At 43.1% G+C, this 23,078-nt stretch carries 22 protein-coding genes; 16 read left to right on the forward strand and 6 right to left on the reverse strand.

Features of this window, described 5'->3' with window-relative positions; translation table 11 throughout:
* Positions 1-379: 379 nt before the first annotated feature.
* The 4 genes from qoxD to qoxA are packed head-to-tail and all read right to left on the reverse strand — an operon-like array spanning position 380 to position 4,276.
* Entirely contained in the window at positions 380-673 is a 294-nt protein-coding gene (qoxD, locus tag J2T20_RS11060; RefSeq protein WP_307588272.1) for a cytochrome aa3 quinol oxidase subunit IV, read from the reverse strand.
* 1 nt (position 674) lies between these two features.
* Positions 675-1,271 carry a cytochrome aa3 quinol oxidase subunit III gene (gene qoxC, locus J2T20_RS11065; RefSeq protein ID WP_307588273.1) on the reverse strand — a complete coding sequence of 199 codons (597 nt, stop codon included), beginning with the start codon at positions 1,269-1,271 and terminating at the stop codon, positions 675-677.
* Entirely contained in the window at positions 1,268-3,211 is a 1,944-nt protein-coding gene (gene qoxB / locus J2T20_RS11070) for a cytochrome aa3 quinol oxidase subunit I (RefSeq protein WP_307588274.1), read from the reverse strand. Before qoxB ends, qoxC begins: the two co-directional genes overlap by 4 nt.
* Before the next feature lie 42 nt (positions 3,212-3,253).
* The gene (qoxA, locus tag J2T20_RS11075) at positions 3,254-4,276 is read right to left on the reverse strand and encodes a cytochrome aa3 quinol oxidase subunit II (RefSeq protein ID WP_307588275.1); all 1,023 of its coding nucleotides are present in this window, start codon (positions 4,274-4,276) and stop codon (positions 3,254-3,256) included.
* Between the two features lie 579 nt (positions 4,277-4,855).
* Between qoxA and J2T20_RS11080 the strand changes: the two genes are divergently transcribed.
* From J2T20_RS11080 to J2T20_RS11110, 7 genes are all read left to right on the forward strand, one after another.
* Positions 4,856-5,896 carry a polysaccharide deacetylase gene (locus tag J2T20_RS11080; protein WP_307588276.1) on the forward strand — a complete coding sequence of 347 codons (1,041 nt, stop codon included), beginning with the start codon at positions 4,856-4,858 and terminating at the stop codon, positions 5,894-5,896.
* 472 nt (positions 5,897-6,368) lie between these two features.
* Positions 6,369-7,139 carry an amino acid ABC transporter substrate-binding protein gene (locus J2T20_RS11085; protein WP_307588277.1) on the forward strand — a complete coding sequence of 257 codons (771 nt, stop codon included), beginning with the start codon at positions 6,369-6,371 and terminating at the stop codon, positions 7,137-7,139.
* 30 nt (positions 7,140-7,169) lie between these two features.
* The gene (locus tag J2T20_RS11090) at positions 7,170-7,829 is read left to right on the forward strand and encodes an amino acid ABC transporter permease (RefSeq protein ID WP_307588278.1); all 660 of its coding nucleotides are present in this window, start codon (positions 7,170-7,172) and stop codon (positions 7,827-7,829) included.
* 15 nt (positions 7,830-7,844) lie between these two features.
* The gene (locus J2T20_RS11095; protein WP_307588279.1) at positions 7,845-8,588 is read left to right on the forward strand and encodes an amino acid ABC transporter ATP-binding protein; all 744 of its coding nucleotides are present in this window, start codon (positions 7,845-7,847) and stop codon (positions 8,586-8,588) included.
* A 247-nt stretch (positions 8,589-8,835) separates the two neighbouring features.
* Positions 8,836-9,342 (forward strand): mismatch-specific DNA-glycosylase, encoded by a 507-nt coding sequence (locus J2T20_RS11100; RefSeq protein WP_307588281.1) that lies wholly within the window; start codon positions 8,836-8,838, stop codon positions 9,340-9,342.
* A gap of 52 nt (positions 9,343-9,394) precedes the next feature.
* Entirely contained in the window at positions 9,395-10,090 is a 696-nt protein-coding gene (locus J2T20_RS11105; protein ID WP_307588283.1) for a YjjG family noncanonical pyrimidine nucleotidase, read from the forward strand.
* 32 nt (positions 10,091-10,122) lie between these two features.
* Positions 10,123-10,617, forward strand: coding sequence for a hypothetical protein (locus J2T20_RS11110; RefSeq protein WP_307588285.1), 495 nt, complete (start codon positions 10,123-10,125; stop codon positions 10,615-10,617).
* 586 nt (positions 10,618-11,203) lie between these two features.
* Here J2T20_RS11110 and J2T20_RS11115 read toward each other — a convergent pair.
* Positions 11,204-12,181, reverse strand: coding sequence for a ring-cleaving dioxygenase (locus tag J2T20_RS11115; protein ID WP_307588286.1), 978 nt, complete (start codon positions 12,179-12,181; stop codon positions 11,204-11,206).
* 245 nt (positions 12,182-12,426) lie between these two features.
* On the opposite strand from J2T20_RS11115, the gene J2T20_RS11120 reads away from it, so the two are divergent.
* The 4 genes from J2T20_RS11120 (at position 12,427) to J2T20_RS11135 (ending at position 15,686) form a co-directional block, all read left to right on the forward strand.
* Positions 12,427-13,242 carry an AAC(3) family N-acetyltransferase gene (locus tag J2T20_RS11120; protein WP_307588288.1) on the forward strand — a complete coding sequence of 272 codons (816 nt, stop codon included), beginning with the start codon at positions 12,427-12,429 and terminating at the stop codon, positions 13,240-13,242.
* A gap of 95 nt (positions 13,243-13,337) precedes the next feature.
* Positions 13,338-14,270, forward strand: a complete 933-nt coding sequence (locus J2T20_RS11125; RefSeq protein WP_307588289.1) for a manganese-dependent inorganic pyrophosphatase — start codon at positions 13,338-13,340, stop codon at positions 14,268-14,270.
* A gap of 175 nt (positions 14,271-14,445) precedes the next feature.
* Positions 14,446-14,883 carry an RrF2 family transcriptional regulator gene (locus J2T20_RS11130; protein WP_307588290.1) on the forward strand — a complete coding sequence of 146 codons (438 nt, stop codon included), beginning with the start codon at positions 14,446-14,448 and terminating at the stop codon, positions 14,881-14,883.
* Between the two features lie 155 nt (positions 14,884-15,038).
* Positions 15,039-15,686 (forward strand): nitroreductase family protein, encoded by a 648-nt coding sequence (locus J2T20_RS11135; protein ID WP_307588292.1) that lies wholly within the window; start codon positions 15,039-15,041, stop codon positions 15,684-15,686.
* A 97-nt stretch (positions 15,687-15,783) separates the two neighbouring features.
* Here the strand turns inward: J2T20_RS11135 and J2T20_RS11140 are convergent, their stop codons facing one another.
* Complete coding sequence (locus J2T20_RS11140; RefSeq protein WP_307588293.1) at positions 15,784-16,110, reverse strand: helix-turn-helix domain-containing protein; 327 nt, start codon at positions 16,108-16,110, stop codon at positions 15,784-15,786.
* 588 nt (positions 16,111-16,698) lie between these two features.
* Here J2T20_RS11140 and J2T20_RS11145 point away from each other — a divergent pair.
* Genes J2T20_RS11145 through glmS form a run of 5 tightly spaced genes read left to right on the forward strand, consistent with a single transcriptional unit; the run spans position 16,699 to position 23,078 of the window.
* A complete protein-coding gene (locus J2T20_RS11145) occupies positions 16,699-17,550 on the forward strand; it encodes a hypothetical protein (RefSeq protein ID WP_307588295.1) in 852 nt (283 codons plus the stop codon).
* A gap of 20 nt (positions 17,551-17,570) precedes the next feature.
* Positions 17,571-18,989, forward strand: a complete 1,419-nt coding sequence (locus tag J2T20_RS11150; protein WP_307588296.1) for a glycosyltransferase family 2 protein — start codon at positions 17,571-17,573, stop codon at positions 18,987-18,989.
* A 24-nt stretch (positions 18,990-19,013) separates the two neighbouring features.
* Positions 19,014-19,835 carry a response regulator transcription factor gene (locus J2T20_RS11155; RefSeq protein ID WP_307588297.1) on the forward strand — a complete coding sequence of 274 codons (822 nt, stop codon included), beginning with the start codon at positions 19,014-19,016 and terminating at the stop codon, positions 19,833-19,835.
* 2 nt (positions 19,836-19,837) lie between these two features.
* Positions 19,838-21,193, forward strand: a complete 1,356-nt coding sequence (locus tag J2T20_RS11160) for a nucleotide sugar dehydrogenase (protein WP_307588298.1) — start codon at positions 19,838-19,840, stop codon at positions 21,191-21,193.
* Positions 21,194-21,245: 52 nt separating this feature from the next.
* Positions 21,246-23,078, forward strand: coding sequence for a glutamine--fructose-6-phosphate transaminase (isomerizing) (glmS, locus tag J2T20_RS11165; protein WP_307588300.1), 1,833 nt, complete (start codon positions 21,246-21,248; stop codon positions 23,076-23,078).

Raw genomic sequence — 23,078 nt, forward strand, 5'->3', positions numbered from 1 at the left:
TTATGGATTGAGTAGTGAAAACAAATCATAATTATACATTTTTAGTAATTTATTTAAACTATATTTTTCATGTCAGCATTTGTGCATGTCTAGTGCACTTTGTGCAACTATATAAGAGAAAAGGTTGGCTTACAGGCCTATAATCATGATATAACTGCACAGAATACAACTAAAGGGCCTATCCCCGCTGAAATAGGTCATTTAGTTGTATAAACTGCAATTAAAGTACAGATAAGTTTCAACTGCAATGAAAAAAGATAAGCTTCAACTGCAATTGAAAAACAGATAAGCATCATCGTGCGTATAAACAATAACAGCCCGCCCCGGATAAACTCCGATGGCGGGCTGTTTGTGTTAAATATAGTGGGTGTGACTGGTATTAGGAATACCAGCCCCATACAAAGATAAACAAGGTTCCGAATAGCGTGACTAGACCTACGAAGAGCGCATAAGCAATATTGATGTACAGTTCTTTCTTGCTGTCGGCATTTTCTCCGATATGCATGAACACGAACAGCTGCAGAGAAGCCTGAATGATAGCTGTAACGAACAGGATAATCATGTTCGCAGACGTAGACAGGTCTCCGTAGATGACAATTAGTGCAGCGGCGGAAAGGACCAGAGAGGCCAGGTAACCCATCACATGGCGAATTGGAAACAGTTGCTTCATCATGTTACATCAGTCCTTTCAGGTAGACGAAGCTGAAGATAAAGATCCAGACAACGTCCAGAAAATGCCAGAACAGTGAGAAGATAAATGCTTTATTGGCGGTTGCCGGAGTGATCCCTTGACGCCACAGTTGGATCATAATAGCAACGCCCCACAGGAAGCCGAAGCTGACGTGGGCACCGTGCGTTCCGAGCAGTACGAAGAGACTGGACAGGAATCCGCTGGTTTGAAGAGTAGCACCCTCATGAACATAGGTGAAGAACTCATCGATTTCTATGCCGATAAAGCCGAGGCCCATCAAGAGAGTGATGGCCATAAAGACCATCATGGCTTTCTTGTGGCCGTGGCGCATGGCATGAACCGCTAGACCGATGGTGAACGAGCTTGATAGCAGCAGGAAGGTTTCAATCAGCACCGGGCCGATTTCGAACAGCTCACTTCCGCTAGGCCCGCTGGCAAAACGGTTGACCATTACAAAGTAGACAGTGAACAACGTAGCGAACAACGGAATTTCCGCTCCTAGGAAAACCCAGAAACCGAAGATCTTGTTGCTGTTTTCTTCTGTTGCATATTCAAGCGGCTTGGACGCATCTATTTTCATACAGTCTCACCCCGCAATTTCTTTTCTGTAGCAATAACTTCTTCAGCCGGAATATAGAATCCATGGTCTCTGTCAAAGGACATGGTAGCCAACACAATGAGGATACCAATCCCGGAAAGAATCGCAGGAATCCACAAGCTGAATACCAGGGAGAATCCAAAGACGAAGAAGATGACGCCTAGTATAAAGGGTTTACCGGTATTGCTAGGCATATGGATCTTGGTGATATTCCCCTCAAACAGAGGGATGTTATCCTGCTTGGCAGACCAGAATGCGTCACGCGTCTCCACCTTAGGAACAATGGCGAAGTTGTAAGCAGGAATTGGACTGTTTGTAGCCCACTCCAGAGTACGTCCATCCCATGGATCTCCATTGGTATCCTTCGGCATGTAACGAGTGCTCCAATAGATATTGTAGACGAGAATGACGAAACCAATCGACAAGCCGACTGCGCCTACAAAGGAAAGCATGTTAAGTGGACCGTAACCCGTTTCGGCAGAATAGGTGTAAGTCCGACGCGTCATCCCCATCAGTCCCAGGAAGAACAGAGGGAAGAAGGTTACGTTGAAGGAAATAGCGATCCACCAGAATGCATGTCTGCCCAAGCGGTCATTCAAGCGGAAGCCGAATACTTTTGGGAACCAATAATGGAAACCCGCTATTACGGCGAACACAGCACCCGGAATGAGTACGTAGTGGAAATGAGCTACAAGGAACATGGTGTTGTGGTACTGGTAGTCCGCACTGGCCATAGCCAGCATGACGCCTGTTACCCCGCCAATTGTGAAAATTGGAATAAACGCCAGGGTGTACAACATCGGTGTGGTAAAGGTGATACGCCCTTTTCGGAGCGTGAACAGCCAGTTGAATATTTTAACCCCTGTTGGAACAGCTATAGCCATGGTTGTAATAGAGAAGAAACTGTTAACCATCGCACCTTGGCCCATTGTGTAGAAATGGTGAGCCCACACAAGGAAAGACAAGACTGAGATGATCAGCATACTGAATACCATGGATGTATAACCGTACAGGTTCTTTTTGGAGAAAGTGGCGATAATCTCACTATATATACCGAAGGCCGGCAATATAACGATATACACCTCAGGATGTCCCCATACCCAGAACAGGTTTGCCCAGAGCATATCCATGCCGCCGTTGGCCATCGTAAAGAATTGAGAGCCGAACAAACGGTCGAACATCATCAAAGCGAGTGCTACGGTAAGCACTGGAAAAGCGAATACAATGATAATGTTTGTAATAAGTACAGACCAGGTAAACATGGGCATCTTCATTAGTTTCATGCCCGGTGCACGCATCTTCAGGATCGTAACAATGAAGTTTACGCCTGTAATCAATGTACCGATACCGGAAATCTGCAGAGCCAGTGAGTAATAGTTATTGCCCACTGTAGGGCTGAACTCGAGGCTTGCCAGCGGAAAGTATGCCGACCAGCCGGCATCCGGTGATCCGCCGATAACGAATGAAATATTAAGCAGCATGGCTCCGAAGAAGAAGAGCCAGAAGCTGACCGCATTCAGCCTTGGGAAGGCAACGTCTCGGGCACCGATTTGCAGCGGGATGATTACGTTCATTAGGCCGATTATAAAAGGCATCGCCATGAACAGAATCATGATCAGGCCGTGGGTAGTAAAGACCTCGTTATAATGCTGGGCATCAAGGAATTTCAATTCCGGTGCCGCCGTTTGCAGACGCATCATCATAGCATCAATGCCGCCGCGGAACAGCATGAGCAGCGCTGCAAGAATGTACATGACGCCAATACGTTTATGGTCAACAGTAGTTAGCCATTCACGCCAGAGATATCCCCATTTTTTAAAGTAGGTCAATCCGACGATAATCCCGATCGTAGCCAGAGCAATACTAATCATTGCTCCGTAAATCAGGGGTTCGCCGTGAACCTTGAATCTTTCCAAATCCATTTAGGATGGCTCCTTTCAGGTTGCTGAGTTATGCAAGTAGGCTTAGTTACTGTTATGTGATGTATGTTCTTCTACCGGTGAGCTAGGAAGCGGCTGATCCAGTTCAGGGTTAGGTTCACCGTCGAACTCTGTCTCGGCAGAAGGCTCTGGAGAAGGATGAATTTCTTTGTTATCCTGATGCTCCATATTTCCGTTGTCCATATCCATTTGATCATGATCCATGTCTCTATCCATTTCACTATGATCCATAGGTGGAGGGCTGAATGTAAGATGGGTTGAGGAAAAGGTTTTGCGCCCAATATGCTCGATAGCCAGAAGATCCTTGAATGTATCCTCTGTCAGAGGCTCCGCTGTTTCTTTGACCTCTTTTACCCATTCATCGTAATCCTTACTGCTCATTACAAGCGCTTCGAATTCCATGTGGGCAAAACCTTTACCGCTGAAGTTGGCGTTCTTACCAATATAAGAACCCTCTGTGTCAGCTGAGAGGTGAAGCGTTGTGAGCATGTCGCTCATTGCATATTTCTGTCCGGCTAGCTGAGGAATCCACAAACTCGTAATTGTGCCGAACGAGTACATTCTAAATTCTACGGCCCGGTGAACCGGCATATTAACGTAGTTTACAGTCTCAATTCCCTCCTCGGGATAACTGAAATGCCATTTCCAGTTGGAGGAAGAAGCGTAAATTACGAGAGGCTTCTGATCTTTGTATTCCGCTGCTACGTTTTCTACCTCATTCGTCGTTTTAACAGTTACAACGGAGAGGAAGGCCACGATGATGATCGGAATAATAATCCAAATGGCTTCGAGCCATACATTACCCTCTTCATGTGGAGGAATATAGCCTTCGTTGCTTTTCTTTGCCCGATATTTAACAAGAACAAAGATGTATAAGATGTAGACAACTGCTAGGACACCAAGCATCACTAGTATGGAAAGGATGATCGTGTCAGATAAAGTTCGTGCAGCCGGCCCTTTAGGATTGAGGACAGCGAGTGAACTGCACCCTGGCAAGAGCAGGACGAGACTGAGAAAAAAAGCGTATAACGGCCCTTTTTTGTTCATAATGAACTCCTTCCTTCAATAATTCTTTTCGTGTACCGAAAAACTTTAACCTCTATATATACTAAGAATTCCACAAGGAGAAAGCAAAATACATAATTTGGGATTAAGTCTATTTTTGTCCTTAAAAATGGCGATTTAGTTAAATATGTGTGTTCAAAATGTTACAAACAATCAAAGATATGATTTAAATCACTGTAGCGCTGCAGTTTTGTGGACATTTTTATTTGTTCAAACTTTGTTCAATATTTCATCATTGTTACTAACTTTGTCACATTATTTTGCTCCATGAAGAGTGACTTTAATCCCCTTTTTTGTTGTTGGGACAGTATTTGCGGTCCTTTCCCTTATTTTCAAAGAAATCACCCAGGATGCCCTTTGAATAAAAGATGGTAACAAGATTTTCTAATTTCGGTTACAAACTCTCAAATTCCACTCTCAATATCTATGGTAAATTATAGAGACTACTACATAGATGGGAGATTAGTTCTGGTGCATATAAGGAGAATAATGCTATTATTCGTTAGTCTTTTCTTAAGTTTAAATTTTGTAAGAGAATCGGAGGCGTTAGGTGCCAAATCTATGCGATTAGGCGTGAATGATAAGTTAAGCGAGATTAAGGCTGTTTCCGTAAAGGGAACCTTTTATGTTCCGCTTCGCGATCTTTCCACAGAACTGAATTTGACTATGACAGGACAATCCGACGGAATTGAAGTTAAGGGGCCGAAGGGCTATGTAAAGCTGTCTTTAAATGAAGGGGGCAGTGTTACTTCTAATGGAATTGTATTTTCGATGAATACCTTCAATCAGGATGGAAAACGGATGGTTCCGCTTAAGGTTGTTGTACATCTCGGATATATCATTTCCTATAAACCCGAACAATATTTATTGAGAGTACATGATGACACTGCTCAATTAGATAACGCTACCTTTGTGAACAAATATCAAGAGGAACTAATGGCTATAAAAGAACCAGTACCCACACCTCAGTCGGACAAAAGCAAATCGGGGCAGGTTGTATATTTAACCTTTGACGATGGCCCTACGGTTGTGACCGGACAGTTACTCGATCTTTTAGCAAAGTATGATGTGAAAGCTACGTTTTTTATGATAGGTCCCCACATTAATAAGTATCCTGATCAAGTGAAGCGCATAGCGAAAGAAAAGCATGGCATGGGTCTTCATGGTATCACTCATCGGAAGGAAAAGTTTTACGCATCTCCGGCAGCTGCATTGGCTGAGATGAAAGGGGATCAAGCTATTCTGAAAAAGGTAACCGGGATAAGCAGTACTTTGATCCGCACGCCATACGGTAGTAAGCCATACTTTACAAAGTCCTTCCGAGATAAGATGCTGAGCCAAGACTTTAATTTATGGGATTGGAATGTAGACTCGGAGGATTGGAAGCTTAAGGAGGATAGCGGGAAGATTTATAATTCCGTTATGTATCAGGTACACCAGCTGCATAAGGTGAAAGTTAACCCTGTGATTCTAATGCATGATCAGAAGTCTACTCTTAAAGTGCTGCCGCAAATACTGGAGTCCTTGAAAAAGGAAGGATACCAATTTGAAATCATTACTGAAGATTTGAAACCGTTGAATTTCTGGAAGGATTTGCGGTAGAAGTGGTGAGAAGTGGTGAGAAATATCTACTTTGAGAGGTATAAGTGTACTTCGTGCAACTAAATGGGATCATTTTGCTTTAAAAGACTCTTTAGTTGCATTCTCTGCAATTAAAAACCCGGTATATGGCTAGAAGTGTTAATTTCAGTATTTTTAAGTGTATAAAGTGCAATTATTGCCCAGTGTATCCCTCTCCAGTACCAAATAGTTGTATAAACTGCAGTTAAAGTTAGTTATAGCGCTCCCAGTAGCTCAGTTTCGATAGATGTCCCTTGTGTACGCGAAAAGAGAACGATACAGCAGCAGCTTTACTCCGAGCGGGTAACAGCGGCTGCTTTTTAATTTTGACACAGTTTCCTGTTTCTTCTCTATCGACTCGACTGACATGCTATGATATTATGATACTCTGATAACGTGTTAATGAACTAAAGTGCACACTATAATGTGTTATTTTACTAGGGGGAATAGAGAGATGAAGAAACAAGGATTGCTCATTTTATTAATGGCTGTTGTAATTGCAGTATTGGCGGGTTGCTCTAGTTCGGGCAGTAAGGACGGCAAGCTGGTGATCGGTATAGATGATAAGTTTGCACCGATGGGATTTAGAGATGATAATAATGAAATCGTCGGTTTTGATATAGACTATGCAAAGGCAGCAGCGGAAAAAATGGGCAAAGAAGTTACTTTCCAGCCGATTGATTGGTCTGCTAAGGAATCTGAACTGAACAGCGGACGCATTGACATGATCTGGAACGGTTACACCATTACGGATGAACGTAAAGAAAAGGTCTTGTTCACGAAACCTTATTTGGAAAATAGCCAAGTAGTTGTTGTATTAGGAGACTCATCACTAGTGAAGCTGGATGATTTGGCAGGTAAAGAGGTAGGTTTACAAAGCTTGTCATCAGCGGCTGATGCCCTGAATGCAAGTCCAATCAAAGATAAGGTTGCGAATATCTCCGAATTCCCGGATAATGTTCTTGCCTTGACTGATCTCAAAACAAAACGTCTGGACGGCGTAGTTATTGACGAAGTGGTCGCTAAATATTACATGGCCAAAGAGCCGAATACTTACAAGCTGCTAGATGAATCACTTGCTCCTGAGCAATATGGCATCGGCCTTAAGAAAGGTAATGAGGCGTTGTTGGAGGAACTGCAGAAGGCTCTGGATGAACTGAACAGCGATGGGAAAGCGGCAGAGATTTCAACGAAATGGTTCGGAGAGAACAAAGTACTGAAGTAGATAGTTAACATTTAGGAGTCGGTTAGAGAAATGAATTTGGAATATATTATTAGAATTGCTGGTCCAATGCTGGAAGGAGCAAGAACAACGGTCTTGCTGTTTTTGGTTGTTATACTATTATCGATTCCGTTAGGGTTCTTGGTAACATTAATGGCTAAGAGTGTTATTAAGCCGCTGTCATGGATCGCTCACACCTATATTTATGTGATGCGGGGAACTCCGCTTCTATTGCAGCTGTTGTTCTTTTGCTTTGGTCTGCCGCAGATCCCGGTGATTGGGGAATATCTGGTTATGGACCGCTTCGCAGCGGCCTGCCTTGGGTTTATTCTGAACTATGGAGCTTATTTTGCAGAGATTTTCCGCGGGGGATTGCTCTCTATTGATAAAGGTCAACATGAAGCTGCCAAGGTGCTTGGTCTAAGTAAGTGGCAAACTCTTCGCAAGGTCATATTGGCTCAAATGTTTAGAGTTGCGCTGCCTGCTGTGGCTAATGAATCGATTACTTTGGTTAAAGATACGGCGCTGCTCTATGCAGTGGCTGTGCCAGAGCTGTTGAATTATGCAAAAACGGCAGTGAACCGTGACTTTACGGTTACACCGTTTGTAGTCGCAGGCGTTATTTATTTACTAATGACACTGGTGTTGACGGTGTTCTTCAAGTCACTGGAGAAACGTTTCAAATTCGAGTAGAAGGAATGTCCGAATATGAGCAACATTATAGAAGTGAAAGAACTACAGAAATCATTTGGCAGTCTTGATGTATTAAAAAAGGTTACCTTTTCCGTAAAACCGGGAGAAGCTGTGGCGGTAATAGGCCCATCCGGTTCCGGTAAAAGTACAATGCTGCGCAGTCTTGTGCATCTGGAGGACATTACCGGCGGCAGTATTTATATTAACGGTAAAACATTAGTTGAGAACGGGAAATACGTAAGCGGCGCCGATATTCGGTCGATTACTGCGACTATGGGTATGGTATTTCAGCATTTTAATCTCTTCCCGCACCTGACTGTACGGGGAAACCTGGAGCTTGCTCCAAGAACCCTGAAGCGGGAGAGTATAAAGGAAATAACAGCCAGAAGTATGGATTTACTCACTAAGGTAGGTCTTGCCGATAAAGCAGATGTGTATCCCTCAACGCTGTCAGGCGGTCAGAAGCAGCGTGTGGCTATTGCCAGAGCTTTGATGCTGAATCCGGACATTCTGTTGTTCGATGAGCCGACTTCAGCGCTTGACCCAGAGCTGACAGGGGAAGTACTCCGCGTTATCCGTCAGCTTGCTGAAGAGCACATGACGATGATTATAGTTACTCATGAGATGAATTTCGCCAGGGATGTGGCGGATCGAGTGATTTTCATGGACAACGGGGAAATTGCGGAGTCGGGAACACCTGAGGAAATATTCAACAATCCCAAGCTGGAGCGGACACGAATGTTCTTAAGCCGGGAGTAAACGGTGAAGGAGGCGAGTAGCTGACCCTCGAAGTAGTTGATTTGCTTGCCATCATTTTCTGAAATATATAAGCCCGTAAAAACCCTTGAATCTTACAAGGATTTTTACGGGCTTTATATTTATCTGCCTGGTAGGAGTAACCGCCAGATAAGGTTGACAAATACTGGATGGATGCATTATTATCGGGTTCAATTCAATCTCCTGAGGAATTCCACGTTAGAATAAACCGTGATAGGTGGAATGTTGTATGAAAGAAGTACAAGATCACTTGGAGCAAGGCCTGCAGATCGTTTTTATCGGCTTTAACCCGAGCATTCGTTCAGGAGAGGTTGGTCATCATTATGCAAATCCCCGCAACAACTTTTGGAGAATATTGCATCACTCTGGTCTGACTCCGCGGTTATACGATGCTTCTGAGGATGGAGAGTTGTTGAAGCTTGGTTACGGGTTCACTAATATAGTTGCTCGACCAACTCGTGGAGCGGAGGATATTACGCGAGAGGAATATATACGTGGGCGAGAGCTTCTACGGGACAAGCTTGAGAAATACCGACCGCAAATAGCCTGCTTTGTGGGCAAAGGTGTGTACACGGAATTTAGCCGCAGGACTAAGGTAGAATGGGGACTTCAGAACGTTACCGAACCCGTAGTCGACGGTGTCTTTGAATTCGTGGCACCATCCTCCAGTGGTTTGGTTCGAATGCCGATGAGTGATATTGTAGACATTTACCGGAGGCTCCATGATAATTTATAGGAGCAGTACTAGCGTTATATGAATATGAACTACCCAGGAAAAGGAGCACAACATGAAATACGAAGTTATATTATTTGATGCTGATGATACACTGTTTGACTACGGAATGGCAGAGGGTCACGCTCTGAGTAGCGTATTTTCCGCCTACGGGATGCCTACAGGAGCTGATGATTATACAGCAAGCTATAAGGAAATCAATCATAAGCTTTGGGCAGATCTAGAATTGGGCCGTATTACCTCCGCAGCGCTGCGGGTGGAGCGATTCCATCGTTTGTTTTCAGCCCATGGGCTTACACTCGACGCTCAGGAGTTCAGTGATGCCTATCTGCGTTTTTTGGGAGAGGGGACGTTCCTGATTCAAGGTGCGGTAGAACTATGCGGTGAGCTATCCGGTATCAGGCTCGCTATAATCACTAACGGGATCAAAGAGGTGCAGACCTCCAGAATTCAGGATTCGCCTCTTTGCGATACGTTTGAGCAGATCATTATCTCCGAGGAAGCAGGATATCAGAAACCGGACACCGGTATTTTTGATTATGCTTTTGCAAAGTTGGGAATCGAAGATAAAGCAAAGGTATTGATAGTGGGTGACTCTCTGACCTCTGATATCCAAGGCGGCATTAATTATGGGATTGATACTTGTTGGTTCAACCCGCTGGGTAAGGTAAATTCGCTTGGGATAGAGTCTACGTATGAAATTAGCAGTCTGGCAGAGCTATTAGACATTGTGGGTATACCTGAATCATAGTATCGGCATTGTAGTGGACGGGACCTTACGAATTGAAGGACGGTAATGGCAAAGCATTAACCCCTATTACCTACGGGGGCTTAACTTATCTGCCGATCCGTTCAATTTCAGATGCTTTGGATATTCCGATTTCCTATGATGCCGCCAATTATAAAGTCCGAATCGGAACCCATCAAGAAAGGACAGGGAGTACCGGTTTGCCTTCATTGACAAGCACTCGTCCAGTCAACCTTCCCACGAATTTCCCGATTCCTGGAGACGCCACCCTTAAGAATACTGCGGATTCGGATGCCACAGGGGTGAAAAAGGTAGCCTTTACCTATACCACTCAGGAAACCCTAGATATTATGGGGTTTGTATACAGTGAATATGTACGCATTAAGCATTTGGACAGCGACTCACAGACCGTGACGGCAAATACCGTTAAGATAAGCGGTCTTCTTGGAGGGACGAGTCCGGTTTCTATAACAGGACAAGCTACAACTGGTAAGCCTGGATTCAACACTTTTTCGATCCGTAGGGGCTGAGATCCGGCTAAATGAAATGTAAAAGTACAATTGAATCCACCCAAATGGTGAGATCCGACTGAATGAAATGTAAAAATACAATTGAATCCGCCTAAATGGTGAGATCCGACTGAATGAAATGTAAAAATACAATTGAATCCGCCCAATTGGTGCGATCCGGCTAAATGAAATGTAAAAATACAATTGAATCCGCCCAATTGGTGCGATCCGGCTAAATGAAATGTAAAAATACAATTGAATCCGCCTAATTGGTGCGATCCGGCTAAATGAAATGTAAAAATACAATTGAATCCGCCCAATTGGTGAGATCCGGTTAAATGAAATGTAAAAATACAATTGAATCCGCCCAATTGGTGCGATCCGGCTAAATGAAATGTAAAAATACAATTGAATCCGCCAAATGGTGCGATCCGGCTAAATGAAATGTAAAAATACAATTGAATCCGCCTCAATGGTGCGATCCGGCTAAATGAAATGTAAAAGTACAATTGAATCCGCCCAAATGGTGCGATCCGGCTAAATGGTGCGTTCCACCCAACGTAATGTTTCGTTCGCGGAGTGCCCTTCTTGCAACAACATCACTTTCTTACTGCCGCGTATCAAGCGGTTGCAGGTGTGCCTCAATTTGCCCGCGTTTGGCTTCAAGGAATGGCGGAAGAGCAAGAGCTTCACCTAAATGCTCCACATCCTCATCCGTAGCGAAGCCGGGTCCGTCTGTAGCCAACTCAAACAAAATACCGTTGGGCTCCCGGAAGTAAAGAGAACGGAAGTAGAAGCGGTCAACGAATCCGGAGTTGGGCAGTTGGACGGTGCGGACACGCTCAATCCATTGCTTCAGTTCTTCTTCATTATCTACACGGAAGGCTACATGGTGGACACCGCCTCTCCCAAGCCGCTCCATTGGCAAATCATTACGTTCCTCAAGATGAACTTCGGTACCAGATCCACCCACTCCGGTCTCAAAAACAATGACATCCGGTTGTCCAACCACAGGCGAAGCGTACGTATTTTTGCGGCGGAAGCCAAGCAGGCCCTCCAGCACAATAGCTGTATTCTCCGCAGATTCTACCGTAAGATGTGCCGGACCTAAGCCAACGATACCGTACTGCGTAGGAACCGGGCTTTTAGCCCAAGGGATGCCCCCGGGTTCACCTTGATCATGCTCGTCGGATACGAGATTAAATCGTTGTCCCTCGTGATCACGGAAGGCAAGTGTCTGACGTCCGCCTAATTCCTTAATGCTTCCGTGCTCGACATTATGCTCGGATAGCCGCTGCACCCAATAGGTAAGAGCCTCGTCACTTGGAACGCGTAAAGAGATGGCGGATATACTATTGTTGCCTTCGCGGTTACGTCCTGACATCGGGATCTCGAAGAAGGTTAGCTCTGTTCCGGGATTGCCCTTTTCGTCCCCGTAGAATAAATGATAAACTGAAATATCATCTTGGTTGACCGTCTTTTTGATCAGTCTTAAACCGAGCACTTCGGTATAAAATTTAAAGTTTTCCGGTGCTTTTGCCGTAATGGCCGATACATGATGCAGCCCTTTCAGTGTTAATTCCATAATTGATGACCTCCAATGGGTTGAGAGTAGAGAAACATGCGGTGTAATGAATTATATTCTAATAAGGAAGCTTATAATAAATATTAAGTTACTATAATTTTAATAGTAATACTTAATTTTTGCAAGCCAAAGATGAGCTCATCCGCAGCATAGCTTTTTAAAAGATATATTAGTTATACCCATCAACAAATTTACTCACGCGTAATCGGTACTAAATAGTTGGTTCCTAAGGAGAGAAAACGGACATGCACAATACAGCAAGCTTAATGAAACAAATGGCGGTGTTGGAATTAGACCCAAATGGAACGGTTCTGGTGCATTCTTCTTTCAAAAGTATCGGGGAAGTGCAGGGAGGTGCGGACGCCGTATTGGATGCTTTGGGTCAGTATATGTCAGAGGGTCTTCTTGTACTGCCGACGCATACCTGGGCTTATATTAACGCGGAGAATCCTCGCTACTCTGTTCTTGATTCACCTTCCTGTGTGGGTATTCTACCGGAATTATTTCGGAGCCGCCCAAAGGTTGTCCGTTCCTGGCATCCGACCCATTCTGTGGCCGCACTAGGGGCTGATGCGGATGATTTCACTGCCGGAGACGAGCGCTGGGACACTCCATGTGCCCGAGGTTCAGCTTGGGGTAAGTTATTAGACCGAAAGGCTGAGATCGTACTGCTCGGAGTGGACTTACGTAGAAATACTTTTATCCATGGTATTGAGGAATGGCTGGACATCCCGGGAAGATTAACGGACGATCACGAAGCTTTATATACTGTTACGCCGGATGGAGCCACCATACTCGTACCTTCGCGCAGACATTGCGGACTTTCCTGGTCGCAGCATTTCTGGAAGGTTGAAGGCGTACTTGAGGCGGAGGGAGCATTGCGAAGAGGCCGGTTTGGCGACGCGTCGGTAATGGTATGCAGAACAGTGGAAACCACAGAAATTTTGAGCAGAATGCTAATCGAGAATCCGCATCTTTTCTCTGATAATGAGCCGCTGCATGGAGAAGCAAAGCCCGAGCCGCTGCCGAAGACGCCGAGGCTAAATCCGGGTGGTCACTAATTTCCTGCAAAGGTTCCTCTGCCCAATCTGGCTAGACCCTATCAATGTATGGTATATTATTCTCACAAAACTAAATCACAGTAAGGAGATTGGAAATGGAAAAAACATTAATCTTTGGCCACAAAAATCCGGATACGGATACCATCTGTTCTGCAATTGCTTATGCTGCTTTGAAAAAAGAACTGGGTTGGGATGCTGAAGCCGTTCGTCTAGGAGAAGTCAGCGGTGAAACACAATATGCATTGGATCATTTTGCAGTTGCAGCTCCACGTCTGGTGGAAAATGTAGCAGCTGAAGCGAAGCAAGTCATTCTGGTAGACCATAATGAACGCCAACAAAGCGCTAATGATATTGATCAAGTCCGTGTTGTCGAGGTTATCGACCACCACCGGATTGCTAACTTTGAGACCGCCCATCCCTTATATTACCGTGCAGAGCCAGTAGGCTGTACTGCTACAATACTTAACAAGCTCTATAAAGAAAATGGAGTTGCTATTCCTAAGGGAATCGCTGGACTTATGCTCTCCGCCATCATTTCTGACTCCCTGCTGTTCAAATCTCCGACCTGCACACCTGAAGATGTAGCTGCAGCACGCGAGCTTGCTGAAATTGCCGGTGTTGATGCAGATAGCTATGGATTGGAAATGCTGAAAGCAGGCGCAGATCTTAGCGACAAGAGTATTGCTCAGCTGATCTCCCTGGATGCCAAGGAATTCAAAATGGGTGAATACAAAGTGGAAATCGCGCAAGTGAATGCGGTGGATACTAACGATGTCCTCTCCCGTCAAGATGAACTGGAGGCAGCACTTACTTCCATTATTGATGAAAAGGGACTGGATTTGTTCCTGTTCGTCGTTACAGATATTCTTAACAATGACTCTGTAGGCTTAGCATTAGGCCGTGTTGCCGGTGCTGTAGAGCAAGCATACAACGTGAAGCTTGATGACAATAAGGCTATCCTTAAAGGCGTAGTTTCCCGTAAATCGCAAATCGTTCCAATCCTTACAGAAACGATGGCCAAGCTGTAAGAAATTCTTGAAGTTATTTTATAACTATCTTGCAAATTCAGACGCTTATAATACATAAGCGAAGAACCCTGCCGAGGTCCTTTATTAAGGATGTAGGCAGGGCTTTCTTTTGCTAAAATAGTGAATGAAGCCTATACTTATGGAATCAGACTAACAGAAAGGAGGAGGGGGAACGTTGACAAAATCTCGAAACACCGGGTATCTCCAATATAGATCCTTTGGGCTGGTACTGCAGGCTTTGGTCATTATGGCTAGAAAAGGAAACACATGTTCAAGCTGTGAAATTGCTGAGCTTCTCTCGATGGAGGCAACGCAGTTAAGACGAATTCTCGCCAAGTTAACCCGTGAACATATTCTCGTAACTCGGGAGGGCCGGGATGGAGGATATATGCTCAACAAAAATCCCGAGAACTTAACATTAGCTGAAATTTATCAGGCGCTCGAGGTCGGTGAGTCCTGTAATAAAGCGGTCAATGATACGATTTGTTTCAATGATTTTGGAGTGCAGATGAAGGCGGCTTGCGGAGATATTCTGGAGGAGATGGACCGTAGTGTTCTTGGAGTGCTGGAGCAATACACGGTAGCAGATGTGGTACGTAAGGCTGGATATTGACAGGGTCTGTTTCTTTGAATTATACTGTGCATATTAAGTCACAGTTAATGAGATATGGTTGTTCTAGGATACGAAGCAAATAGAGTATATTTTTTTAGATTCAACTGTGTATTTAAATGCACAGATTATAGAGAATGGATCAGGAGGATACTGCGATGACAACAGAATTAAAAGCGGTGCAGGAATTTAACAAGGTGATTCAGGATCGGCATTCCGTACGTAAATATGACCCGTCCTGGAAAATATCCGATGAAGAAATTAAGGAGCTTCTAGGTGAGGCTATTCTAGCGCCATCTTCTTCCAATCTTCAGCCTTGGCGATTCATCGTAATTACAGATCAGGAATTAAAAGAAAAGCTTCTACCGATTGCTTATAATCAACAACAGGTTGTCGATGCATCTGCCGTTATTGCTGTACTGGGTGATGTGGAAGCTTACCGTAATGCAGAAAAGATATATGATCAAGCGGTATCTACTGGATTAATGCCTCTCGAGGTACGTAATGCGATGGTCGAAAAAATCACAACTGGCTACCCTAACATGGGTCCTGAAAGACTTAAGGAGATTGCGTTGGTAGACGGCGGGTTAATCTCCATGCAACTGATGCTGGCTGCAAAGGCTAGAGGTTATGATACGGTTCCTATGGGCGGCTATAATGCGGAAGCCTTCCACGAGCTGTTACAAATTCCACAGCGCTACACCACGGTAATGTTGATTGCGCTTGGCAAAGCGGCCGTTGAAGGCCGTTCATCCGCAAGATTGCCATTGGAGAATGTAACCTACTGGAACGGATTTCAGGATTAATTCATTAGTTTCAAGGTAAATCATAATAAGGGACTGTCCCATATGCCATTACAATGGCAGGGGCAGTCCCTTATTTTTGTGCGTTTCTTATTGTGTATTATTCTTTCTGATTCAATCGCCATATGGAATAATCTAAAAAAGCCTGAAGTTCTTCGATACTAATCCCGGAATCGATAGCTTTTTTAATGAGATGATGCCATTCTTTATCGGGATTTTCATTGATAACGGGATTTTCTTGTAGTAATGCCTCTACTGTTAGACTGAAAACTGAGGCGATTTTCTCAAGAAATTCAATAGAGGGATTGGATTGAATACCCCTTTCAATACGACTTAGATAGGACTTGGCAACGCCAGCACATTCGGCTAACTCCGATAGTGATAGGCCTTTTTCTATTCTAAGTTGGCGTATACGTGTTCCAATCATAAACAGCCACCTTTTTTGGAATAAATTATATAGTTAATAGGATCGAAACTCAAGCAGATCCTGCTCCTTTTGAATCAAGTAATTATATCTAATTTTTAAGTGTAAATGCGGCGAAGATCACTTTTTTTTCAAGTGAAATGGAATTTCGTTTGATTATTCGACATAATTCATCGAATTATAGAACATTAGTTATAAAGTGGAGTGGAAAACAGGGGTATCTTAAATTACTTGATGAACATTGTTGGAAATGGTAGAAATGAGCAAAAATGACTATATCAAATACTGACATGACTACCCTATACTTGAGTTGAATTCGTTGCCTAAAAGGAACGAGGATGCATAGGTCATAAATGTAGGCGGCAAATCACTTGTGGACTGTTACAACAAATTCATCCACTTTGCCCCAATGATGGTAGTTGTTTTTTCGATCTCTTCGAAGAATTCAAGACTCAATCTTAACATTTTTAACACTATTTAGGAAGGGTTTCCCGCTATTCGGATTTTTATGCAGCGCACTGAATGAATAACAAATTATTGTGAAGCTTGTCCCTTAAAAGGAACAAAAAGATATGTGGAAGGAGCTTTTAATTGATTGCCTACGAATCAAGAGTAATTGGAATTATCTACACGATAGCCGCTATTATTTTAATCTGTTTTGTAAACATTCTGTTTCTAAAATCAAGGAAAATTTGGATGGAAAAGAAAATTAACAAATATCTCTTGAAGTTTCAAGATTACTTTACATATATACAAGCTCAAATAGACAGTGATGATAACTTAATGGCACCCCAATCACCTTTAAATAGCCTTGAACGGGTTGTTTTGCAAAAAAAACTCATTGAGTGGATACATCACTTCAAGGGAGGCCATCGGGAGAAATTAATTAAGTTATGCGGAGATATGGAACTAATCAAACTTGATTTGAAATATCTGCATAGCCCGCTGCCTTGGAGAAGGTTGAATGCCGTCTACAATTTGGGTGCTATGAGATCTAATCAAGCCATGCCCAGGCTCCTGAAGTTACTCGAAGCAAATAAGTATGATCCGATTATCTTTATTATCGCTCGTTCCATTGCTAAGTGTGCTTCAACAGAAGATGATTTGAGAGAAATGGTGCTCCTACTTGTGAGGCATCGTAAAAACGTTCACCATTTAATTGTGGATATCATCAAAGAATCAGAAATAGATTCTACCCCGCTAATGATGGAATTTCTAATGGATGACGATTATGACTTGATTAAAATAGCGCTAGTGGGAATGCCTGTGTATATGGAATCCAACATCGTTCCTAGGCTATATCGTTTGTTAGACTTCGAAGATGAGGAAATCAGAACGAAAGCAACGGGAATGTTAAACAGTAATAACAGGTTTCTTCCACCGGGAAATGGCGGGGTTCAGGATGAGATAGAAAGGGTGCTTCTAAACAACCAGGCCGTATAACTTCAATGAAAGGAGATGCCATGAGAGATTTATTGTTAGGTTATGGAGTCTTTGCTACCTATTACGTGATTGTCATTAACACTCTTTATTTTACGATTATGTTGTTCTCCTTCAAGAAGATTTTTTCGATTGTGAAAAACAGCAAGTTTTCAAGATATAAGGCATTGTCAGGTTCTGAGTATGTTCCATCCATATCCATTCTTGTCCCTGCCTATAATGAAGAACTAACTATCATCGAGAATGTCAGTTCATTGCTTGCCCTGGATTATCCTAAGTATGAGGTCATTGTAATCAATGACGGATCGAAAGATGACACGGTAAACATATTGGTTAATGAATTTGGGCTCAAACCCTCACAGCGGGTAGCAAGAAATATTTTAGAGACAGAAGCCATTAGAGCAGTGTATCACAATCCTAAGTACCCTAATCTATATTTGATTGACAAGAATAATGGAGGAAAGGCCGATTCGCTGAATGCTGGTATTAATCTTTCCAACCATCCATTGATTGCCTCGATTGATGCAGATTCTTTGCTCGAGAAAGATGCCCTTATCCGCATTGTTAAGGTGTATATGGAGAATCCCGAAGAAACTGTGGCTATTGGAGGAAATATTCGGATTGCGAATGGTTGCGAGATTCAAGACGGAATCGTTAAAAAAGTTCATCTGCCTGATACTATTCTCCCAATGTTTCAAACGGTAGAGTACCTAAAGGCGTTTCTAGGAGGAAGAATTGGCTGGAGTGCCATCAATGGATTGATTATCGTATCGGGAGCTTTTGGAGTCTTTCGTAAGGATTATGTGATTAAAGCAGGTGGTTATCGCGGAGGATATCCTGGAGAAGATATGAACATCATTATTAAGCTTCATAAATATATGCTGGAAAACAAATTACCTTACCGCATAGCCTATTGTCCTGATGCTGTTTGCTGGACGCAGGCCCCTGATTCACTGCGAATACTGGGCAGCCAGCGAAGGCGATGGGGACGCGGAAATCTAAAGAATATGCTGGAGTACGGGATACATATGGCATTTCGTCCAAAGTATAAAATTATGGGTTTTCTAACCATTCCTTATAATATTATCTTTGAAACCTTGAATCCGTACTTTAGATTTACCGGTTTTTTAGCCTTGATAGGATATGTCCTAACAGATTTAACCAATTGGCACGTACTTCTACTTTTTAGCTTGTTGAACATTCTATATGGGATACTGCTGGGAGTCGGGGCGCTTTTACTGGAGGAAATTGGGTTCAGGCGTTATCCGAGAATTAGAGATATTTTCAAGATGTTATTCTTTATTGTCATCATGTTCTTAGGGTATCAACAACTGGGGGTTGTCTGGAGATTTCTTGGGCATATTGAGTTTTTTAGAAACAATAATACTTGGGGAACGATGACCCGAACCAGTTTTAATAAAGATAAAAAAACCACTGCATAGGAGGGAAGTAAAATAAAAACGACTATGACAAAGCCATCGAAAAAGCTGCAAGATGCGTTTGAATTTTTTCTTACCTACTATGAGGCAGGCCAAATCTCTTACGGGATCATTCTTGTCGAATCCCAAGAGATAAGTGAAAAGCAACTGCAAGAGATGAAAATTCACTTTGGAAAGGAGGATTCTTTGTTCGCGCAATACTATTACGATAATGAGAGTAGTATTCTGGCTATCTTAATAGACAATAAGAAGCTAAGTTTCACACATTATCATTCTCTTATTGTAAAAAGTTATTTGCAGGAACGTAATCTGTTGGCTGGCCAAATCTTAATCGCTAGCTTCCCGGAGAACGGTGAGTCACCTGTACAGATATTAAACGATATGTTAGATGAGATGAGTAAAGGTACAAGCGAAGTTGGGGAAATACGTATTTTTAACTTTGAATCTCTGAAGACCAAGTCTCAAAAAAGCATTTTAGTTGTAAATGATGATGTAACCGTGAATGAGTATTTAGGTATTTTCTTACAACAAAAAGGATACCAGCTTTATTTTGCCCAGAACGGAAAGGAGGGAATAGAAGAATTCGTAGAACATAAGCCGGATTTAGTGATTACAGAGTTAAATTTGCCGATTATAGACGGTTACCAACTAATCAATAGGATCAACAGTAGTGGAACTGAAAATAGATATAAAATTATGGTGTTAACGGATAAACGATTGGATGAGGACATTCAAAAATCGTTCCAAATGGGCGTTTCTGACTACATGATTAAACCATTTTCACCTATAGAGTTGGCAGTTCGTATTAAAAGACTACTTCAAGAAAATGACGATAAGGGAGAAGTGTAACAATGAATAATTATTCTGATTTAAAACAAAAAATCGTATCTAAAACAGCAAAAATCGGGGTCATTGGACTCGGGTATGTGGGTCTTCCTCTAGCGATGGAAATGGTTAAGAGCGGCTTTTCAGTCGTTGGTATAGATTTAGATATTCGTAAAATTGAAAAATTGCTATCCGGGAAGTCCTATATCCAGGATGTACCCGATGATGTCATTCAATTGTCTCTTGCAACGTTTCATCCGACGGCCGATTTCTCAGCGCTTGAAGAATTAGATGCGATCAGTATCTGTGTGCCGACACCGCTAAGTGAAAATCAGGATCCGGACACTTCATATATTACTAGTGTAGTAAACATGATCAAAAAACATATGAAAAAAAGAATGTTAATCACACTGGAGAGTACGACTTATCCCGGTACAACCGAAGAGCTGATTCAATGGGAATTTGAAAAAATGGGTTTAAAGGTAGGAGAGGATTTCTTCCTTTGTTTCTCACCAGAGCGTGTAGATCCCGGTAACACTTCTTATAACACCTATAATACGCCAAAAGTAATTGGGGGTACAACTCCCAAGTGCGCAGAGCTGGGCTCGCTTTTGTACGGAAATACTGTGAAAACAGTGATTACCGTTTCTTCCCCAAAGGTAGCTGAAATGTCTAAATTGCTTGAAAATACGTTCCGGAGTGTCAATATTGCCTTTGTGAATGAAATGGCGCTGATGTGCGACAAGATGGGGATTAATGTGTGGGAGACCATCAGGGCTGCTTCTTCAAAACCCTTTGGATATATGCCTTTTTTTCCGGGTCCGGGAATTGGCGGGCACTGCATTCCTCTTGATCCGATGTATCTGTCCTGGAAGGCAAAAGGTTTCCGGTTTCACAGCAAATTCATCGAACTGGCTCAATCGATTAATGATAATATGCCTGATTATGTTATCAGCAAAACGGGCCAAGTTCTTAATGTATACGAGAAATCGATTCGGAAATCCAACGTACTCATTCTAGGAATGGCCTACAAACCTGATATTGACGACATGCGTGAATCACCAGGCTTACATATCTATGAGTTGTTTCAAGAAAGTGGAGCGCGTGTCGATTACTATGATCCGCATGCCCTAAGCTTTATCGATAAACATGGGAACACGGTTCATTCAATTCCCTACGATTTAGATAAAATGAAAAGCTATGATTGTTTTGTACTCATTACGAATCACAACAGCTTTGACTACCATGAGCTCGCAAGTTTAGGCGTTCCTGTTATTGATACCCGTGATGCTTTCCAAGGAATTACTGCAGAGCATATCTACCAGCTTGGAACAACGGTAAAGATACCTGCTGAGAAAGAACTGCTCTCCCTTTTAGCGTAGAGAAGCGCCGGTGTTTCTAATCAAAAATTGACTATGACGAGGAGATAGACAGATGTGTGGAATAGTAGGGTACATTGGAGATGGACAGGCACAACAGATTTTGACGAATGGCTTGAAAAAGCTTGAATATCGTGGATATGATTCCGCGGGAATCGCGGTTTACAACGGTGAGGAAGTCCAAGTGTGCAAGTCTAAGGGACGCATTGCTGTTCTAGAAGAGCGTTTGGAGCATACGCCAATGGAGGGTTCTGTAGGGATAGGCCATACACGCTGGGCAACACACGGGCGTCCATCAGATGAGAATTCACATCCTCATACGGATGAATCAGGGAAGTTCTCGGTGGTTCATAACGGAATTATTGAGAATTACCAGGAACTCAAACAAGACCTTTTGGATAAAGGAGTCATCTTTACCTCAGAGACAGATACGGAAGTCATCGTTCATTTGCTGGCTGATTTATACGATGGTGATATTATTTCTACGGTTCAAACAGCAGTATCCAAAATGCGCGGTGCCTATTCTCTTGGTGTTATCACTGAGTATGAACCGGACAAGCTGATCGCTGTTCGTTTTGCCAGTCCTTTAGTTATTGGCCTTGGAGAGAGAGAGAACTTCATTGGCTCAGATATCTCTGCTGTTCTTGAATACACTCGTGACTTTTACATCCTAGAGGATGGAGAAATGGCTGTAATTACGAGAAGCAATGTTTCTCTGATGAAAATGGATACGAATCAAGCCGTTCAACGCGATATCCTCCGAGTAGATTGGGACATGGTGCAAACGGAGAAAGACGGCTTCGAGACCTTTATGTTGAAGGAAATCTATGAACAGCCGAATGCTTTCCGCAAAACAATATTGAACCGTATTGATTCAGCCGGGAAAAATATTGTATTTGAAGGATTGAATTTAAGCGCAGAACTTATCCAAGATCTCGACAAAATATATATTATTGGATGCGGAACCGCGTTCCATGCTGGATTGGTCGGAAAGTATGTCATCGAAGAACTGACCCGTATTCCGGTGGAAGTAGATGTCGCTTCTGAATTTAGATATCGCCGTCCGATCATTACTAAGAAAACTTTGGTGATTGTAGTCAGTCAATCTGGAGAAACGGCTGACACCTTGGCTGCTTTACGGGAAAGTCAACGTCTTGGCGCCAAAGTTTTGGCTATTACTAACGCTCCGGGAAGCTCCATTGCCCGCGATGCCGATGATGTAATTGCAACTATAGCGGGGCCGGAGATTGCCGTGGCTTCTACCAAAGCTTATTCATCGCAGTTAATCGTATTCTATCTACTTGGACTGTACCTTGCACAAGTCAAAGACACCATCCTGGGAGATGAGCGAAAGCTCATGATTGAGGCTCTATGCAAATTGCCCGAACAAGCGGAAGCCGTGCTTCAGCGTGCAAATGATATTCAACTGTATGCGGAGTCCATCAAGGATCGCAAAAGTTTGTTTTTTATGGGTCGGGGCATCGATTATGCGGTTGCACTAGAAGGCTCTCTGAAATTGAAGGAAATTTCCTACATACACTCTGAGGCTTATGCGGCTGGCGAATTGAAGCATGGAACCCTGGCTTTGATTGAAGAAGGAACACCCGTTATTGCACTGGTCACCCAAACGGAGCTTTATGAGAAAATGGTTAGCAATATTAAAGAAGTAAAAGCCCGTGGCGCGCATGTATTGGGTGTTACGTTGGAAGAAAATATCGAGCTGCACAGAGTGGTGGATGACGTGTGCTTAATTCCTCATACGCTTCCTTTGTTTACACCTATTCTTTCGGTACTTCCATTACAGCTTATTGCCTATTATGCTTCCAGATCACTTGGTAATGATGTCGATAAACCCCGCAACCTTGCCAAAAGCGTTACGGTTGAATAA

The organism is Paenibacillus wynnii (genome assembly GCF_030812855.1).
GTDB classification, from domain to species: Bacteria; Bacillota; Bacilli; order Paenibacillales; family Paenibacillaceae; genus Paenibacillus_AQ; species Paenibacillus_AQ wynnii_A.

What these genes read in the sequence shown, in the direction of transcription:
- qoxC (WP_307588273.1), bottom strand. Translation starts at nt 1,271, where the DNA reads ATGAAAATAGATGCGTCCAAGCCGCTTGAATATGCAACAGAAGAAAAC.
- J2T20_RS11135 (WP_307588292.1), top strand. Translation starts at nt 15,039, where the DNA reads ATGACAACAGAATTAAAAGCGGTGCAGGAATTTAACAAGGTGATTCAG.
- J2T20_RS11115 (WP_307588286.1), bottom strand. Translation starts at nt 12,181, where the DNA reads ATGGAATTAACACTGAAAGGGCTGCATCATGTATCGGCCATTACGGCA.
- J2T20_RS11125 (WP_307588289.1), top strand. Translation starts at nt 13,338, where the DNA reads ATGGAAAAAACATTAATCTTTGGCCACAAAAATCCGGATACGGATACC.
- qoxA (WP_307588275.1), bottom strand. Translation starts at nt 4,276, where the DNA reads ATGAACAAAAAAGGGCCGTTATACGCTTTTTTTCTCAGTCTCGTCCTG.
- J2T20_RS11160 (WP_307588298.1), top strand. Translation starts at nt 19,838, where the DNA reads ATGAATAATTATTCTGATTTAAAACAAAAAATCGTATCTAAAACAGCA.
- J2T20_RS11095 (WP_307588279.1), top strand. Translation starts at nt 7,845, where the DNA reads ATGAGCAACATTATAGAAGTGAAAGAACTACAGAAATCATTTGGCAGT.
- J2T20_RS11080 (WP_307588276.1), top strand. Translation starts at nt 4,856, where the DNA reads ATGCGATTAGGCGTGAATGATAAGTTAAGCGAGATTAAGGCTGTTTCC.
- J2T20_RS11100 (WP_307588281.1), top strand. Translation starts at nt 8,836, where the DNA reads ATGAAAGAAGTACAAGATCACTTGGAGCAAGGCCTGCAGATCGTTTTT.
- qoxD (WP_307588272.1), bottom strand. Translation starts at nt 673, where the DNA reads ATGATGAAGCAACTGTTTCCAATTCGCCATGTGATGGGTTACCTGGCC.
- J2T20_RS11085 (WP_307588277.1), top strand. Translation starts at nt 6,369, where the DNA reads ATGAAGAAACAAGGATTGCTCATTTTATTAATGGCTGTTGTAATTGCA.
- J2T20_RS11155 (WP_307588297.1), top strand. Translation starts at nt 19,014, where the DNA reads ATGACAAAGCCATCGAAAAAGCTGCAAGATGCGTTTGAATTTTTTCTT.
- J2T20_RS11150 (WP_307588296.1), top strand. Translation starts at nt 17,571, where the DNA reads ATGAGAGATTTATTGTTAGGTTATGGAGTCTTTGCTACCTATTACGTG.
- J2T20_RS11090 (WP_307588278.1), top strand. Translation starts at nt 7,170, where the DNA reads ATGAATTTGGAATATATTATTAGAATTGCTGGTCCAATGCTGGAAGGA.
- J2T20_RS11140 (WP_307588293.1), bottom strand. Translation starts at nt 16,110, where the DNA reads ATGATTGGAACACGTATACGCCAACTTAGAATAGAAAAAGGCCTATCA.
- glmS (WP_307588300.1), top strand. Translation starts at nt 21,246, where the DNA reads ATGTGTGGAATAGTAGGGTACATTGGAGATGGACAGGCACAACAGATT.
- J2T20_RS11120 (WP_307588288.1), top strand. Translation starts at nt 12,427, where the DNA reads ATGCACAATACAGCAAGCTTAATGAAACAAATGGCGGTGTTGGAATTA.
- qoxB (WP_307588274.1), bottom strand. Translation starts at nt 3,211, where the DNA reads ATGGATTTGGAAAGATTCAAGGTTCACGGCGAACCCCTGATTTACGGA.
- J2T20_RS11105 (WP_307588283.1), top strand. Translation starts at nt 9,395, where the DNA reads ATGAAATACGAAGTTATATTATTTGATGCTGATGATACACTGTTTGAC.